Annotated in this window: 14 protein-coding genes and 1 pseudogene; 11 read left to right on the top strand and 4 right to left on the bottom strand. The window is 41.5% G+C overall.

The genetic code is table 11. The features are described 5' to 3' along the window. Window positions 1-232: 232 nt before the first annotated feature. Window positions 233-1,462: an IS256 family transposase gene (locus tag R2083_RS07330; RefSeq protein WP_317538021.1), complete on the top strand. Its 1,230-nt coding sequence runs from the start codon at window positions 233-235 to the stop codon at window positions 1,460-1,462. A gap of 387 nt (window positions 1,463-1,849) precedes the next feature. On the opposite strand, the gene R2083_RS07325 is transcribed toward R2083_RS07330, so the two are convergent. Further along, complete coding sequence (locus R2083_RS07325) at window positions 1,850-2,515, bottom strand: helix-turn-helix transcriptional regulator (RefSeq protein WP_317538020.1); 666 nt, start codon at window positions 2,513-2,515, stop codon at window positions 1,850-1,852. 78 nt (window positions 2,516-2,593) lie between these two features. Between R2083_RS07325 and R2083_RS07320 the strand changes: the two genes are divergently transcribed. From R2083_RS07320 to R2083_RS07280, 9 genes are all read left to right on the top strand, one after another. After that, the gene (locus R2083_RS07320; RefSeq protein WP_317538019.1) at window positions 2,594-2,800 is read left to right on the top strand and encodes a hypothetical protein; all 207 of its coding nucleotides are present in this window, start codon (window positions 2,594-2,596) and stop codon (window positions 2,798-2,800) included. Between the two features lie 77 nt (window positions 2,801-2,877). After that, entirely contained in the window at window positions 2,878-4,989 is a 2,112-nt protein-coding gene (locus R2083_RS07315; protein ID WP_317538018.1) for a DNA-binding domain-containing protein, read from the top strand. Window positions 4,990-5,004: 15 nt separating this feature from the next. After that, entirely contained in the window at window positions 5,005-6,117 is a 1,113-nt protein-coding gene (locus R2083_RS07310) for a hypothetical protein (RefSeq protein WP_317538017.1), read from the top strand. Between the two features lies 1 nt (window position 6,118). Then, window positions 6,119-6,616, top strand: a complete 498-nt coding sequence (locus R2083_RS07305; protein WP_317538016.1) for a regulatory protein GemA — start codon at window positions 6,119-6,121, stop codon at window positions 6,614-6,616. Window positions 6,617-7,114: 498 nt separating this feature from the next. After that, on the top strand, window positions 7,115-7,366 hold the full coding sequence (locus R2083_RS07300; RefSeq protein ID WP_317538015.1) for a hypothetical protein: 252 nt from the start codon (window positions 7,115-7,117) through the stop codon (window positions 7,364-7,366). Beyond that, the gene (locus R2083_RS07295) at window positions 7,359-7,697 is read left to right on the top strand and encodes a hypothetical protein (protein WP_317538014.1); all 339 of its coding nucleotides are present in this window, start codon (window positions 7,359-7,361) and stop codon (window positions 7,695-7,697) included. Before R2083_RS07300 ends, R2083_RS07295 begins: the two co-directional genes overlap by 8 nt. Before the next feature lie 530 nt (window positions 7,698-8,227). After that, window positions 8,228-8,572 (top strand): Mor transcription activator family protein, encoded by a 345-nt coding sequence (locus R2083_RS07290; RefSeq protein ID WP_317538013.1) that lies wholly within the window; start codon window positions 8,228-8,230, stop codon window positions 8,570-8,572. Window positions 8,573-8,592: 20 nt separating this feature from the next. Continuing rightward, a complete protein-coding gene (locus R2083_RS07285; RefSeq protein WP_317538012.1) occupies window positions 8,593-9,204 on the top strand; it encodes a hypothetical protein in 612 nt (203 codons plus the stop codon). 330 nt (window positions 9,205-9,534) lie between these two features. Further along, window positions 9,535-10,440, top strand: a complete 906-nt coding sequence (locus R2083_RS07280; protein ID WP_317538011.1) for a hypothetical protein — start codon at window positions 9,535-9,537, stop codon at window positions 10,438-10,440. A gap of 966 nt (window positions 10,441-11,406) precedes the next feature. On the opposite strand, the gene R2083_RS07275 is transcribed toward R2083_RS07280, so the two are convergent. Continuing rightward, window positions 11,407-11,610 (bottom strand): integrase core domain-containing protein, encoded by a 204-nt coding sequence (locus tag R2083_RS07275; RefSeq protein WP_317538010.1) that lies wholly within the window; start codon window positions 11,608-11,610, stop codon window positions 11,407-11,409. Between the two features lie 192 nt (window positions 11,611-11,802). Further along, a pseudogene (locus tag R2083_RS07270) lies at window positions 11,803-12,455 on the bottom strand (IS1595 family transposase). 368 nt (window positions 12,456-12,823) lie between these two features. On the opposite strand from R2083_RS07270, the gene R2083_RS07265 reads away from it, so the two are divergent. After that, window positions 12,824-13,579 carry an endonuclease/exonuclease/phosphatase family protein gene (locus R2083_RS07265; protein WP_317530704.1) on the top strand — a complete coding sequence of 252 codons (756 nt, stop codon included), beginning with the start codon at window positions 12,824-12,826 and terminating at the stop codon, window positions 13,577-13,579. A gap of 50 nt (window positions 13,580-13,629) precedes the next feature. On the opposite strand, the gene lon is transcribed toward R2083_RS07265, so the two are convergent. Continuing rightward, window positions 13,630-16,041, bottom strand: a complete 2,412-nt coding sequence (gene lon / locus R2083_RS07260) for an endopeptidase La (RefSeq protein WP_317538009.1) — start codon at window positions 16,039-16,041, stop codon at window positions 13,630-13,632. Between the last annotated feature and the right edge of the window lie 114 nt (window positions 16,042-16,155).

The following is a 16,155-nucleotide window of genomic DNA, read 5'->3' as shown; positions in this document are numbered from 1 at the left end:
AATCTGAATATTTTTTCAATCAATTAAAAAATAAATCAGACTCAATACTAAAGATTGATTGCTTCACAAAAAGTTCACAATTCTAACAATTGTTATATCAGATCAACTCCCAAGAATCGTGCTGCCGACTGGCGTGAGACATATTCAAGGCAAAATCTGAAATGAAGGGTGTAAATAATTTTGTGTAAATGGTCATATTGCAGGAAACTGTTTATATATTTTTGGAGCAAAAATGACCACACCCAAACCCCTGCCAGCCGGCTTAATTGATAGCCTGCTGGCCGATTACAAAAAGCCAGAAGATTTAATCGGTGAGCATGGTCTTCTCAAGCAACTCACCAAAGCGTTGGTTGAACGTGCCTTGCAAGCAGAAATGGCCGATCATCTTGGTCACGATAAGCACGAAACGGTAGTCAATGCCACTGGCAATACCAGAAATGGTAAAAGCCGTAAGACCCTGAAAGGTGAATTCGGTGAGTTACCCATCGAGATCCCCCGTGACCGTGAGGGCAGCTTCGAGTCTCTGATCATTTCCAAGCATCAGACCCGCTGGGCGGGCTTTGATGACAAGATCCTCTCGCTGTATGCCCGTGGCATGACAGTGCGTGAAATCCAACAGCACCTCACTGAAATGTATGGCACAGAAGTATCGCCTACGCTCATTTCTACGGTCACTGATGGCGTAATGGATGAAGTGAAGCAGTGGCAATCCCGGCCTCTCGATGCGGTGTATCCTGTGATCTATCTCGATTGTATCCATGCCAAAGTTCGTGACGCTGGTAGCGTTCGTACCAAAGCGATTTACCTGGCGATCGGCATTAACATGGAGGGCCATAAAGAAATACTGGGCTTATGGATTGCTCAGACCGAGGGTGCCAAGTTCTGGCTCAGCGTTGTCACTGAACTCAAAAATCGTGGCGTGCAAGATATCTTTATCGCCTGTGTCGATGGCTTAAAGGGCTTTCCCGAAGCGATTGAAACCATCTATCCACATGCCATTGTACAACTCTGTATCGTGCACATGGTTCGTAATAGTCTCAACTACGTCAGCTGGAATAAACGCAAGGAAGTAGCTGCTGATTTACGTTTGGTCTACAGCGCCGCCACGATTGATGAGGCTGAGCACGCGTTAGCCGGCTTTGAAGATAAATGGAACTATGCTTATCCACCGATCGCCCGATCTTGGCGCAATAACTGGCAACGCATCATTCCATTCTTCGACTACTCGACTGAGATACGGCGCATCATTTATACCACCAATGCGATTGAGTCAGTCAATATGAGCCTACGCAAAGTCAGCAAGAACCGTGGATCGTTTCCCAACGATGAAGCCGTGATCAAATTGTTTTATTTGGCTCTCAGCAATATCGCCAAAAAATGGTCTATGCCACTAAGAGATTGGAAACCGGCACTAAACAGGTTTACTATTCAATTTAACGAAAGAATGCCTCGGCATTATTAACCACCGTTTACACAAAATCTAGGACACCCCTCCCAATGGCACTTTTGATTATTTGTTTGGCTTGCTTCTTTCTTTATATCCGCTTTAAGCGCATCGGTTGGTTGTAAATTTGTTTCAAGTTATTTGTCCCGATGTTTCAAAGTAATTGTCCGCCGTCAATCAATTCTGCAAATTTGAGGGGGGACTATCATTCTGAAACATTAAGAAGAGAAAAAAATAAGCCGGAAAACATTATCGGCATTATGTTTCGGAGAATTTGAAAGAGAATTTAGGTTTGAAACATTTTGAGAAAAAACGCGACAAAAGTCAGAAGAAATGAAACGAAAATGATATTTTTCTGCGATTGTTTGCTAGTGAATGGTTTTAGTATCAAATAACATGAAAATTTCATTTACTAGGTTTTTTTAATTCACTATGACTATTAACTACTTGCTGTGCAACAAGCCGCATATTGTCATGAATGGATACAAGTGAAAACTGATCTTTAACGGAATCATATAGATTAATGGTTTCAAATATCAGATCAGTCAGAAGAGCAACATTCAACGGATCATTTTCATAATATAAATCGTCATGACAGTACAGGGTAATTGAGCTATAAGCTTCGTAAAATTCTTCACCTCGATCAATAGCCAGTTTTACTAGGGCATCAATATCTGCGGGATGCAAAGCTTTATCTTTTCCAGCGACTTCTTCACTTAAATTACTTGAACCGATAATAAAGAAGATTGCTGACATTGCATTTGAATCAAAACCATTTTTATAGCAATTGAACACCCTGTGGGCTAATTCAGCGGCTTTCTTTGGAAAATCAAGAATAGTATTTCCAGTGATTACATAGGGAACATTTATTCCTAATTCAGCCGCCGCTACGTAATACTCATTACTCGGTTTTCTCTTACCGCTCTCATAGTTTGTTTGAGTATTCTTATGAATACCTAAGCGCTCAGCGAATTCGGCTTGATTTAACCCCAGCCTAATCCTTTCATTTTTAAGCCTTTCGCCTTCTTTTAGGCTGTTCTCTATCAAATATAATTCAATTATTGTTTTCATTCTGGTTGCGTAACACACAAAATGTGTGTTTAATGCGTGATGTGTTTATTCAAAACGTGTTTAAAATAGGTGCTAAATATGAGTAATACTACATCAGAAAGAAGAAAAAAGGCTAAAGAAATCATGTCGAAACATGGGTTAACTCTCAAGGAGTGGGCGAGGAGGCACGGGGTTTCTGTAAATTTGGTAAATGCAGTAATTAGCAACAAGACATCATGCAGTATCAATAAGGGCCATAAAGTAGCGGTACTGCTGGGATTAAAAAAGGGGGAAATCATTGAATAAAAAACCCGCGATTATTACGGCACTTTATCGCGGGTTTTGGTAAATCCTGCGATTCTATTAAAAATATATAAATAACAATGAGTAAGTCAGAATTACCCGAAATATTGCACATAAAAACTATCGCGGGTTTTGCGGGGAATAATGTTTGGTTAACTGTTACTGAAGTTTCTAATCTAACTGGATTGAATCCAGCAACAATTCGTGAAGCTTGTTTAGAACGAGATGGAAGTTATAGAGGAGGGCGTTATACCTACCGTAAAGAAGGTAAGCGCTATGAAATCCTTTTATCCAGCCTGCTCAAACCAATACAAGACAAATACTGGTTAGAGCATCACGAACCGCAGCGCCCTGATTTACCCTCCATTTATAAAAATCAGGAAAATGTTCAAATCGAACATGAAGCATATGAAGCAATAGCCGACTCATACAGTAGAAAATCAGCAGGAATCAAAGAAGAAGCAATACGTCGAGTAAATATCCTGGATGAATATTTGAAATTGCTTAAGGGTGGTTTTAAGAAAGGGAAGGCATTAAAAATCATCCAATCGAATTACACGGGCATTTCCAAAGCCACTTTATGGCGTTGGTTGCAGCAAGTGGCCAATCATCCGCGTCAATATTGGGAAGTAATTCTAGCTCCCGATTACCAAGGGCGCGCGCGCACTGAAATTCACCCAAGAGCCTGGGATTTTTTCTATGTCAATTACGGACAACAAACTCAGCCGGATGCAACGGTTATTTATCGCGAAACAAGCAAAGAAGCCAAAAAGAATGGATGGGGTGAATTGCCAAGCCTTAAAACATTTTTAAGAAGATGGGATAGCGATGTACCGGATAACGAGAAGATACTGCTTCGTAAAGGAAAAACGGCGTTAAAAGAAAGCTTGCCACACCTCAAACGCGACTACACAACGTTGGGAATTCATGAATTGTGGGAATCTGACGGGCGGAAAGCGGATGTATTTTGTCTATGGCCGGATGGAACGGTTTCACGTCCTTGGGTTGTCGTTATTCGCGAAGTCAGAACACGTATGCCGCTTGGAATTAAAGTGTACGTTGATACCAATGCGGAATTGGTTATTGATGCATTAAGAAATGCGGTATTGCTAACTGAAACAATGCCGGAAAATTTCTACTTAGATAATGGCACCGAATATTCAAATAATGCATTGAATGGTGGACAGAAAAGCCCTTTCCGCCATACCGTATTAAAGAACCAGCCAATAGGAATACTCACCCGGATGGGTGTCAATACAATATGGGCAACACCCTACCACGGCGCAGCAAAAAGCATTGAATCATGGTGGAATGTAATTGCAAAAAATGTAGATAAGTTATGTGGAGCTGCATATACAGGTTCCAATGCTGTGAATCGACCGGAAAATTGCGACAAAAAACACGCAATGCCCATTAAAGAATACGTAAAACGCTTATCGAGTTGCGTAGTCGCATGGGCAAAAGGTGAGTTTGGCAAACATCGCGGGCAGGGCATGAATGGCATGTCTCCACTTGAGCTATACAACCACTTGATGGAGACCCACACAAAGAAATCAGTATCCATTGAACACATACGCGCAATGCGTCCGCTGGTATTTCGTCGTGTACTCAGCAAGCAGCTTGTTTTTCAAATGACAATTCCCGGCTTTGGACAAGTTGAATATACGCCGCAAGATAGTGAGACCGTTAAACGTGGCTACTCCTACGATATTCTTCCAGACCCATCAGATCCCAAAGAACCGGCTTTGATTTATGACGGGGCCATCTACATGGGGGAAGCTATTAATAAAGCGCATACGTCATTCCTGGATAGAACAGCTGGCGGGGAAACTTGGGAAAATCGATCATCGAAGATCAAAAAATCAGGAATGGCAACAAAGGCGGCAAAAGAGCGCATCAAAAATGCAGAAGTAATCCAAGATACCACTGAAGAAGGATTGCCGGATTTGTTGCAATCAAATTTATTGAATGTATTAAAACTGCCACCGGAAAAGCAGCCCGAGCCGATCAACCACATCACAACCCAAGAAGACGGGAGCATTAAGAATACTCAAACCGGTGAAATTACAGTCAGATCGGAGCCTAAGTTTAAATATTTTGATGCACCTTCAGAGACCGGCGAAGATGAGATCAATCAGCTTCGATCAGAGCAGCAAAAGAAAAATTTACCTGAATGGATGAAACAAAACTAGGGAAAAGGAGGAAACATGACATCACAAACAATTGATTTATCGAGCGACATAGAAAACCAGATACTTGAATCTGATAAGCCAAATGTTGATATAACCCGATGGGAAACTCTTAAAAATCGAGCTTTGGATAGAATGGCTTTAAGAGGGGTTTCTTTGCTTCAGCTTGCAATTGAAACTATGCCCCAAGATGATGGGATGAGGCGAAATAATAACACCGTAGAAACCTGGGCAGCCTGCATAGAAGGATGGATGAAGGATGGTCATAAATTCCGCGAACCGGGACGATATTTTAATCAGCAGCCATTAGCAGAAAAAATTGAAGCTCAGATTGAAGAATGGCTTGATACTCAAGATAATGAACAAAATAATAAATTCGGTGAGCCGTGCTTTGTCGCAACAAGTGTTGCTACCAATATTATTGAGAAAATCCACAAAGCCCGTGTTATGCAAGATTTAATTGAGATTCCATCCCCCCCAGGACATGGAAAAAGCAGCGCAAGTGTGCAATATCAGTTGCAATGCCGCAAATCTGAAGGATTTGACGCGCCAGTGTGGATAATTACCTTGCGTGAAACGAATTTAACATTAAAGATTCTGCTTCTTGAGATGGCACGCGCAATATACGCAAGCGGAAAATCCAGTGATCATGTCATTGAACCGGATGAAAGAATGGAAGTTGATATGCTGGAAAAATCAATAGAGCGCATGGCTACTTATCATCGAGGCGGAGTATTCATTTTTGATGAAGCCAATCATCTTGGCCGGTTCATTGGAATTACAAGGTCTTCCGGTGGAACGATAGCAAATACCCTGAGAACGTTCATTGATCGCAAGCTATTTGGAATTGCTCTTTTGAGTAATGGAGAAATGTTCCAGCGAGCAAGGGAACTAAAAAGTATTCAAATTACCAGCAGAATTACCTGCGAAAGGCCCATTAAATTAACCGAGAACGATATTTTGCTGATCATGCAAAGCTGGGGGGTATCCGGTAAAAAGGAACTGGATTGGTGTGTAAAAATGGGGATGGGTGAAGGCGGGTTGCGTACACTGGTTAAAGCATTCAGAAATTCCCTGTATGACTTCGGGAAAATTAATCATGACAGTCTGATGTTTTATAAAAAGGCATAACATGCGGACAAATGATTTGAAACAAACCTGGAAACCAACGCCGCGCCATAAGCTGATGGCAATGGTTCATATTGCCGCACAGCAGCTTAATATTGAACATGGCAGCATTGAGTACCGCGCATGGTTACAAAATTTGACCGGCAAGACGAGCTGCAAGGATTTAACGGATGAGCAATTGCGGGAATTGATTGCTTCGTTAAGGCAGCGAGGCTGCTTAGAGCGAAAAGCCACCGGAAGCGCATCGAACCGGCCAACGCAAATACAATGGGGCGAGATGGAGATTCTTGCCCGGCGGTTAGGGTTTGGCAATGCCATGACGCCGCAATTCGCGGCTTTTGTTAAGCGCGTTACCAAACTGGAAAGCCCGCGCTTTCTAACCCGGCAATCGATTTCTAAGGTCATTATCGGTTTGGAAAAATGGTTGGAATACAAAAAACAGAAAAATGACAATTCCGGCATGAATAAACATGCCGCAAAAACACCGTTAAACGCGCGTTAATTTTCGATAAAAAAGAAAATGAATAGGGAAGTTTGTTCGGATAGCGTTTAACGCGATATAAAACGATTGCGGGGTTTTTAACGCAAAACAGCAAGATTTCAACTTGACGTGCTTTTAATGACACGTTAAAGTGAAAAAAGTCGCGGCCAAATGCCGCGCCGGGTTTGACATCCCGATGACAAGGCGGATAAGCCGCTTAAGCGGCTATTTTTTTGTCCGTTGATACAAGCACGCCTAGTTTTTGGCGGACTGTGCGGGGAGCCGAAAGGCTCGCCGGAACCTTGTCCCGGTATGTCAACCTGCACAGTTCCGCCTCCTCGTTTGACATCGGGGTAGCGGTTTTTGATCGCTAGACAAGGAGTAATACCATGCAACAAATCTTTAATCCCGCCTCATTTCGATTGAGCGAATCAATCGGCAAACAATCGACTCAGCAAGTTCACGTGCAACAGGCTAAAGTAATGGGAGGCCGTCATGTGCAATAAATGCCAAGAAACCATGCAACCAGTCACAAAAAAACCGGATTTTGTTGGTACGTTGGCACAGCTTGAAGTTAGGCTTGATGCATGCCGCTCCATAACCGGTTGCATACTGGAATATCTGCCAGCATCAACTGAAAACAGTACAACGGCATTTTATGTCAATGAAATCGGGAACCTTGCTTCCGCACTGGGTGATGTTCTTGATTTATGCCGCGAGGATGTAAAACGCGCGTATGAGAAGCTAGGACAAGGGGAAAATCATGCGTAATCAGGAAATTAATAATGATGAAGTTGTTATCGTTCGATATCCTGAGAAAATCCCCGGAAATCCTGAAAGCTACCGGAAAATGGCCAATGAATTTGAAGATGCGAGTTCTGCACTAGCTTCTTTAGGCGAGTTAATGAGGGTGGTGGATCGTGATCGATTGGAAGAATACACTATTCAAGGAATTGGCTCTTTATTGGAGATACTCGGAAAACACTTGATGAACAACAGCTTTGAAGCTATGGATATGGCCAGTGAATCACAAAAGCAGCAAGAACTTAATCAATCACCTGATTTATCAAGGAGTGTGGAAGCAAACCAAAGTAGGGTATAGAATAAAAAACGCGGGTGTGACACGGTAATATTCTCCCGGCCGTAACACGGCAGTAATGCCGGAGTGATATGTGGGGTTTCCGGGAAACCGGGTTGGGGGGGCTCACCATCCGCAAAGTATCTTTGCAGATTTAGACGGGCGAGCTGTGGAAATTTCGGAGTCTACAGGCTTGGTCACTTGCGTGATCCTGGATGGAGGGACGTCCGGCCTCCCGCCCGTTGCAGTTTTGAGCAAAGCCGGTTGTTTCCAATGGGAATGGTTGGGGGTCGAAAGACTGCTATGATCCGGTTCGAATCCGGCGCCGGTTTTGCTCTTTGTTTTATGCGGGTGAGCTGTGGAAATTTTCGGAGTCCACAGAAACGTTTCTATGATTCGTTGATGGAGGGACATCCGGCCTCCCGCCCGTTTTTCAATCAAACTTGATTCTAAGATTTCCAAACCCTAGGGCGGAAATCATTCCGCCTTATTTCAATCCATTCGGCTTGCTATCGTACTGTGGACAGTGTTCCTCATTTACAAATGCAAGCGATATGCCAGCAAACGACAACAACGAAAATCAAGAGCTGTTAAACCTGATCGGTGATGATGCTTTTACCCGGCTATGTACGGTTTTTGGCGGTACGCGCCTGCATGTCTCAAACAGCGACCGGTCACGTAAGCGGCTGAATATCATCGTAGGTGCAGAAAATACCGAGAAAATGATATTTCATTTCGATGGCGTGGCGTTGACCTTACCCATGCTCTCAAGCCTTGAAATCAAAAAACGGCACCAGGCGATTATCGAAGACGCCAAAAAAGGCATGAGCCATCGGGATATCGCCATGAAATACGACCTGACCGACCGGCAGGTAAGACGAATTATTTCTGATTCATAAAAAAACGATAGGAATTGAATATGACAGATAACGACAAATTTCATGATGTTGTTTCAGCTTATGAAAGTGTTAAATTAACAAAACAAGCACTGAAATCAGAAAATGAAAAGATAGATGCTGAAATAACCAAAGCCAAGGAACAGCTTGTATGGCTTCAAACGGCATACTTGCCGCTGCAAGACCTGAAAGATGGCATCATAGAAATCTTAGCCGTTGGCGCGGAAAGCTATGAATTTGCTTCTATTCGCCCTGGAATCACAGGATTGGCCACAAATGCGGTATGGTCAAATAGATCAGTAGCTTACGGAACCCCATTGAACTATAAAACATTAGAGGATGCGCTATCGGGAAAATTAGGGGATTACCCAGCCTGCCAGATATTAACGCCCCAAAAAACTCAATTCGACGATAGGGTTTTCTTGTCGCTGCTTTTCAAAACAATCGAGCCAGCTTTGCGTGACATCATGGAAAGAATGACGCCGGAAGAATTCGGTTATGGCGGCATATCTCCAAGTGAAATAGGCCCAGGTTTAAAAGAACGCCGCGGAATGATTCAATCGATTAAAGCAAGAATACAAGAGCTTGAACATAAAAAGGGTGCTAATGCTGAAAAGATTCATGCTTTAAGTTAGTGAGTTCAAGAAATTTAGCATCAAACTGTCATAAGTAACATTCCTAATCGAGATAGGCAAACCATAGATTTGGAAAAAACTTTTTGGCAGTGTAGCAAATGCTTTGTTCATACACATTTGCTACGCCTTATCCGTGATATGGTTTGTCATGGGTTCATGGCAGCAGTCTCGAATTATTGGGAAATGGTTTTGGATTGATCGCTATGAATGGAGCCGTCCACCGCCATGTGGCAAGCATGGCTGCATCGGTTCCTTTTTTATTTGTGTCTAGCGTTAAATTTTCGCGTTATTTGGCACTAATTTTTGAGTTAAGCAATTATTATCATAGCTATGAAATTCATACTCAGACTTAATGTTTTAGGAAAGTACTCAGAGATTCAGATTGATGAGCAGAAGTTTCAATTACTGAAATCATCGAGAACTATTCTAAGTGAAGCACTATTTTTTGAAGAAAAGTACGAAATTTTAGTTTCTAACTACATGGAGTTAGAAAAAGAAATTATTACCTTAACTGCTTCAGAAATGGTTCGCGCGACTGGTGGATATAATGATTTCTTTGATCTTATTCTGATACTAAATGTGAGGCTGGTAAATCTTTTAACGTCAGTACGGCTCTACACTGATACCCTAACCAGCCATCTAGCAGCATGCCTTCCAGAAATTTCGAATATAAAAGATGAAGTTAGTAATCTATTTAAGAAGGAATACGACGATAATTTTGAATATCGTTTTATGGAAGCTTTGAGAAATCACGTTCAGCATAGAGGTGCTCCAGTTCATAGAGTCTCAATAGGATCGCAATGGACTGATATTGATAAAACTAATGGGTTAAACGAGTATTCGATCTATATTTCTGCCAAGAAAGAAAAATTACTTTCTGATAATTCATTTAAGAAATCAGTATTAAATCAAATGCCTGATGAGGTTAATTTATGTGCGGCAACTCGTAAATATATCGAATCGATAAGCTTCATTCATCAGCAAGCAAGGGAAATGATTGATTGCAACGTAGTAAAAGCACGTCGCACATTTGAAGATACAATTAGCCTTTACAAGGCTGAGAACGAAGGAAAATTTATTGGCCTTCATGCTTTCGCATTCGATGATAATCGCAAAATTGATGAAGTTCCATTATTTCTTGACTGGGATGACGTTCGTAAACGCCTAGCAATTCAAAATCGCCAGCTTATAAACCTCAGTAAAAGATACGCAACTAATCAAGTACGTAATAAATAAACGTTTCAAATTATTTGTCCCTTTGTTTCAAAGTAATTGTCCGCCGTCAAAATTTATCGGATTTTCTTCTAAGTTTGTTTCTGCGATTATTATTTAACATAATACAAATTATTGGCAATTGCCGCCGTCGCAATTACAGAAGGAAATCGGATTTTGTAACACTTTTAATCGATAAGTTTTTAAATGTCTTTCTGCGTGCTCGCAGTGCTGCTTAGCAAGCGTTCGGCAAAGTAAACGCAGTTCTTCCGGATCAGCGCCTGACTCAATCAGGCGTTTTTTTTCGTCGCAGCATAGCGATAGTATTTACGCTTGAGATTCTTATTTCGTTGAAAGCGAATGCGCCAGTAAATATTCTGGAGCTTAGAAAAGTCAGACATGACGCACCTAAAAGAGAGCAAAACCGTTGACAATATCCTGACATCGATCTGCAGGAAAGTCCTTAATGATAATAGCGTGTTGATCATAGCAAACACAACCGCGAGCATCGCTAAAAAAACAGGATTTCGGAATTCTGGAAGGAACAAGAGATTCAGAATGAGAAGGCACGGGCGCACTGTGAATATGAGGTTTATTAATGCTCGGCAATTTCAAAATTTCGGTTTTCACTTTATCAGTAATAAAGTCGAACATAGCGATTCTATAGAAAAAATTAAAAGAAAAGTCCAAAACAATCACAGCCAAACAAAAAACAAAAAAGTTAGGTCTGTAATACCGAAAGAACCAAGAAATAAAGCGCATAAACTCCCCAAATAAAATCATTGGAGTGTTTAGCGGCAAGCAATCAGAAATATAAACCCGTTTAGCAGTAAGGAGGAGTCAGGGACAAAGTCCCTGTGGTGATTGGGTTCGGGACAGCATGCCCGGCTTTCGCCGAGCATGTCCCTTGCGCCGGTCGGCGGCGCAACCCGTGTTTTTGAAAGGCAAAGCAAAAAGCAGTGTTTTTTACTTCTTAAGATGTAAGAAATCTCAGGGTTGTTTACAGAGAGGTTGATTGAAATAAGCGGTGAGTATTTCATAAGGGGTAGCATTATTCAAACTCTTATGAGGTTTGACGGTATTGTAGAAGTTAATGAAACGGAAAAGCAGAATGCGCCGATCGGCGCAGTCTTTAAAGGAAATCTGGCTGTGCCACATATCCATCAGGGTGCGGATGACTCGTTTAACTGACACGCCGTTAAACTTTGTCAATCAGCGCTTTTGTATTGAAAGAATAAGAGATGGTGCTGTTATTGCTGTTGATGCTCCATGAAGTGAAGGAAAAACATGGTTTGGTATTCATTGGGAAAAATATTTGAAGGATACGCGACAGCGCAAAACAATTTTCATTGATGCTTATAAACTTTGGGGCTGTAGTAGATCAGGTTAAATATGAGTCCAAGATTTCAAAATTTTTAACTGTTGTTTAGGAGTTCCATAATTGAATCTGAATTCACATTCCTTGAGAAACAATGGAAATGATCCTTTAGGAATACCATTGTATTTTCTTAAGACGCGTTTGGCCTGATTCCAAAAGTTTTCAATGCCGTTGATGTGATTCTTACCTTGTGCAAATAGTGTGGAATGGTTGATACGCTTATGGTAAAAATGATTCACGTCGAGCGCATTATAACTACGATAGCAGTCTGTATAAACTATGCTGTCAGGCGCTATCTTTCTAGTAATTAGCGGCATCAACGTTTCTGTCTTAGATCTCCAACAACCCTCGTATAAACCTTGCCACCGCGCTTCAATATGCCAAAAACAGCAACCTTACCCGCAGCGCCGCGACCACGCTTGCCCTTACGAATACCACCAAAGTAGCTTTCATCTAATTCCACTACACCATGAAAAATTTCGTGAGATTCTTGCTCTAGATGATAAACAATCACTTCCCGTATTTTGCGATAAAACAGTGCTGCACTATTAGGTTGAATTCCCAATATATCGGCTGCTGATCGCGCTGTAACTTCCAACACAAAATATTCCAACAACCTTGATTGCGTTTTCTTTAATAATCTACAATGACTTATCTTCATTAAATTAGCTTATCAGTTAAGCTAATCTACTACAGCCCCTAAACTTTTATGTTGTGCTCTTTCATGAGCCGCCGAACCGAGTTCTCTAATGTCTCTTGGCACCCTTGCTTTGACGTGGATACAATCGAGATAGATCACAGGATGATACACTGTATTGAGAGGCTGGGATTGCCACTGCTTCACTTCATCCATAACGTCATAATGGGCAACTCACCGAATTTTACATCACTGTCAGAGCTTTTGACATGTAAAATGAAGAATCAATTTAATCAATCAGGTACTGCATAATTGATAAGCATTAAATTCTCGCTCCAAGTATTTCGAAAGTACAAAATCAAATTTCGCTTTTGGTCGTTACGGACGATCGCATGACTAATGGTTCATTGAAAATTCTGACTTATAATATTCACAAAGGATTCAGCGCTACCAATTTGCGTTTTATTTTGCATGAAATCAAGTATTCATTGCAGTATATCAACGCAGATATAGTTTTTCTGCAAGAAATACATGGTGAGCGCGCTATATCGAATAATCGATTTGTTGATTGGCCCAATAACCGGCAATTTGAATTTCTAGCTGATCAAGTCTGGCACCATTATGCTTATGGTAAGAACGCTATCTATAAATCAGGTCATCACGGCAATGCAATTTTGAGTAAATACCCCTTTATTGAATGGGAAAATATTAATGTTTCATCATTTAAGTCAGCCAGCCGGAGTTTGTTACACGGGATTATTCAAATTCCCGGAGTCGATCAAAGAATTCATGTCATCTGTGTGCATTTGGGATTATTTGAACAAGAGAGAGAGCGTCAACTCGCAACACTGGTAAAGCGCATCAACTCACATATTCCAGCAAACGAGCCGCTGATTATTGCTGGTGACTTCAATGATTGGCGCGGCCGTGCGGAGTATCTATTGCATCACAATTTGGGTGTTCAGGAAGCTTTTAAAATCACTCATGGTGCTTATGCGCGAACATTCCCTGCTTGGTTGCCAGTGTTATCCATGGATCGAATTTATTATCGTGATCTGAAAATTGTCAGCTGCAAATACCTTAAAGGGCAACCGTGGCGTCATTTATCCGATCATATTCCACTGCTTGCAGAATTTCGATTAATTTAAGCTTTAACTTCCCGATATAAAAGAATCAAATAGTTAGGAAATATTGTAACTCAATGTTTGATAAAAGAATCTGTTATGTTCTCTTCGGCATTTGACTGTAAAACGGGCTGTGCAATTGTTGCAGGAAATAGCTCTGGTTTATGCTCCAGCGCGATATCAAGTACTTGGTCAATCCACTTAACTGGATAAATGGTCAGTTGACTTATTATATTAGCTGGAATATCGGTCAAATCCTTCACATTCTTTTCTGGAATAATGACCGATTTAATACCGCCGCGATGCGCTGCTAATAATTTTTCTTTCAAACCGCCGATGGGTAGCACTTCACCTCTAAGGGTAATTTCTCCAGTCATAGCGACATCAGCTCTTACAGCAATATTTGTGAGAACTGATACCATTGCGACACATATGCCAATCCCAGCACTCGGTCCATCCTTGGGCGTTGCTCCCTCAGGAAGATGAATGTGAATATCATTCTTCTGGTAAAAATCTTCTACTATTCCTAGCAGCTGGGAACGGCTTCGAACCACTGAAAGCGCCGCCTGAATGGATTCTTGCATGACTTCACCAAGTTGCCCGGTTGTAATAGTTTTTCCTTTTCCTGCTAGCACCACTGCTTCAATAGTGAGTAATTCACCACCAACTTCAGTCCATGCCAGACCAGTTACCTGCCCAACTTGATTTTTCTCTTCTGCTACGCCATAAGTAAAACGTCTTACGCCTAAGAATTTGTCAAGATTACGAGAAGTAACGGTAATTTTGTTTTTACCTTTTTTGAGCAACATTGCTTTTACAGCTTTCCGGCAAATTTTTGAAATTTCCCGTTCCATTGCACGCACACCCGCTTCTCTCGTATAGTAGCGCGCAATATCCCGCAACGCAGATTCCGAAACAGTCAGCTCATTTTCCTCAAGACCATGATTCTGCATTTGTTTTGTTAATAAATAGCGTGTCGATATATTCAGCTTCTCGTCTTCTGTATACCCTGATAACTGAATGACTTCCATTCGATCAAGCAGTGCAGGCGGAATATTTAGTGTATTTGCAGTGGCTACAAACATTACATCCGACAAGTCGTACTCCACTTCGATGTAGTGATCGACAAACGTGCTGTTCTGCTCAGGATCAAGAACTTCCAGTAGAGCAGACGCTGGGTCTCCACGGAAATCCATACCCATCTTATCGACTTCATCAAGCAAAAATAATGGATTCTTTACACCAACCTTGCTCATATTGTGCAAGATCTTACCCGGCATTGATCCAATATAGGTTTTTCTGTGACCGCGAATCTCAGCCTCATCGCGCACGCCACCTAACGACATGCGCACAAATTTTCGGTTTGTGGCATGAGCGATCGATTGACCTAATGAAGTTTTACCAACACCCGGAGGGCCAACTAAGCAAAGAATCGGTGCTTTCAATTTGCTGACACGTTGCTGAACCGCAAGATATTCGACGATTCGTTCTTTTACTTTTTCCAAACCATAATGATCTTTTTCCAGTCTTGCTTCTGCCGATTTAAGGTCTTGATTGATCTTGCTTTTCTTTTTCCAAGGCAAAGTTACCAGTGCATCAATATAATTACGCACTACCGTCGCTTCGGCAGACATTGGGGACATCAAGCGCAGTTTTTTTAATTCCGATTCGGCCTTGGCGAGCACTTCTTTCGGCATTTGAGCAGACTTGATTTTTTTCTCAATTTCTTCGATGTCTGCGCCATCTTCGCCTTCACCCAGTTCTTTTTGAATAGCTTTTACTTGTTCATTAAGATAGTAGTCACGCTGACTTTTTTCCATCTGGCGTTTTACTCTACCGCGAATACGTTTTTCAACTTGTAAAATATCTAATTCAGTTTCTAACAATCCTAATAAATGCTCCAGGCGATTAGAAACCTCAAAAATTTCAAGAACTTCCTGTTTTTGTTCAAGTTTTAACGGCAAGTAGGCAGCAATCGTATCAGCAAGGCGGCCGGCATCATCAATGCCTCCCAATGAGGTAATGATTTCCGGTGGAATTTTTTTATTGAGTTTCACATATTGATCAAATTGAGTCAGAATGGCGCGGCGCATCGCTTCTACTTCGGGATTTTCCGTAGAATCGGATCGAACTTGCATTGCTCTGCCAGAATAATGAGTTTCAGAATCAACTAACTCCATAATGCGAGCTCGATGATTACCCTCCACCAGAACCTTGACGGTTCCATCAGGTAATTTCAGCATTTGTAACAAGCTAGCAATGCTGCATACATCATAAAGATCTTCAGGAGCAGGGTCATCCTTTGATGCTACTTTTTGAGCAACCAGCAGAATATTCTTATTCGACTCCATAGCCAGTTCCAGCGCTTTGATAGATTTTTGTCTACCGACAAATAATGGAATAACCATATGCGGAAAAACAACCACATCGCGCAAAGGCAATAACGGTAGTATCAACTGTTCAGAATCTTCAATCAAAGAAGTCATATCCACTCATTTAATAAATTCATAACTGATTAATAAAATATGTGCACAAACCAGAATTACAAGACGACTATCAAAAATACCAGCACATGCTAGCTATCTGTAAATATTTCATAT

The sequence above is a fragment of the Nitrosomonas sp. Is35 genome (assembly GCF_033063295.1).
In the GTDB taxonomy this organism is placed as follows: domain Bacteria; phylum Pseudomonadota; class Gammaproteobacteria; order Burkholderiales; family Nitrosomonadaceae; genus Nitrosomonas.
This window is presented reverse-complemented; position numbering and strand designations above follow the sequence as displayed.

Coding starts and splice junctions, on each gene's coding strand:
- R2083_RS07325 (WP_317538020.1), bottom strand. CDS start 2,515: ATGAAAACAATAATTGAATTATATTTGATAGAGAACAGCCTAAAAGAA.
- R2083_RS07330 (WP_317538021.1), top strand. CDS start 233: ATGACCACACCCAAACCCCTGCCAGCCGGCTTAATTGATAGCCTGCTG.
- R2083_RS07285 (WP_317538012.1), top strand. CDS start 8,593: ATGACAGATAACGACAAATTTCATGATGTTGTTTCAGCTTATGAAAGT.
- R2083_RS07310 (WP_317538017.1), top strand. CDS start 5,005: ATGACATCACAAACAATTGATTTATCGAGCGACATAGAAAACCAGATA.
- R2083_RS07280 (WP_317538011.1), top strand. CDS start 9,535: ATGAAATTCATACTCAGACTTAATGTTTTAGGAAAGTACTCAGAGATT.
- R2083_RS07305 (WP_317538016.1), top strand. CDS start 6,119: ATGCGGACAAATGATTTGAAACAAACCTGGAAACCAACGCCGCGCCAT.
- lon (WP_317538009.1), bottom strand. CDS start 16,041: ATGACTTCTTTGATTGAAGATTCTGAACAGTTGATACTACCGTTATTG.
- R2083_RS07265 (WP_317530704.1), top strand. CDS start 12,824: ATGACTAATGGTTCATTGAAAATTCTGACTTATAATATTCACAAAGGA.
- R2083_RS07315 (WP_317538018.1), top strand. CDS start 2,878: ATGAGTAAGTCAGAATTACCCGAAATATTGCACATAAAAACTATCGCG.
- R2083_RS07290 (WP_317538013.1), top strand. CDS start 8,228: ATGCCAGCAAACGACAACAACGAAAATCAAGAGCTGTTAAACCTGATC.
- R2083_RS07295 (WP_317538014.1), top strand. CDS start 7,359: ATGCGTAATCAGGAAATTAATAATGATGAAGTTGTTATCGTTCGATAT.
- R2083_RS07320 (WP_317538019.1), top strand. CDS start 2,594: ATGAGTAATACTACATCAGAAAGAAGAAAAAAGGCTAAAGAAATCATG.
- R2083_RS07300 (WP_317538015.1), top strand. CDS start 7,115: ATGCAACCAGTCACAAAAAAACCGGATTTTGTTGGTACGTTGGCACAG.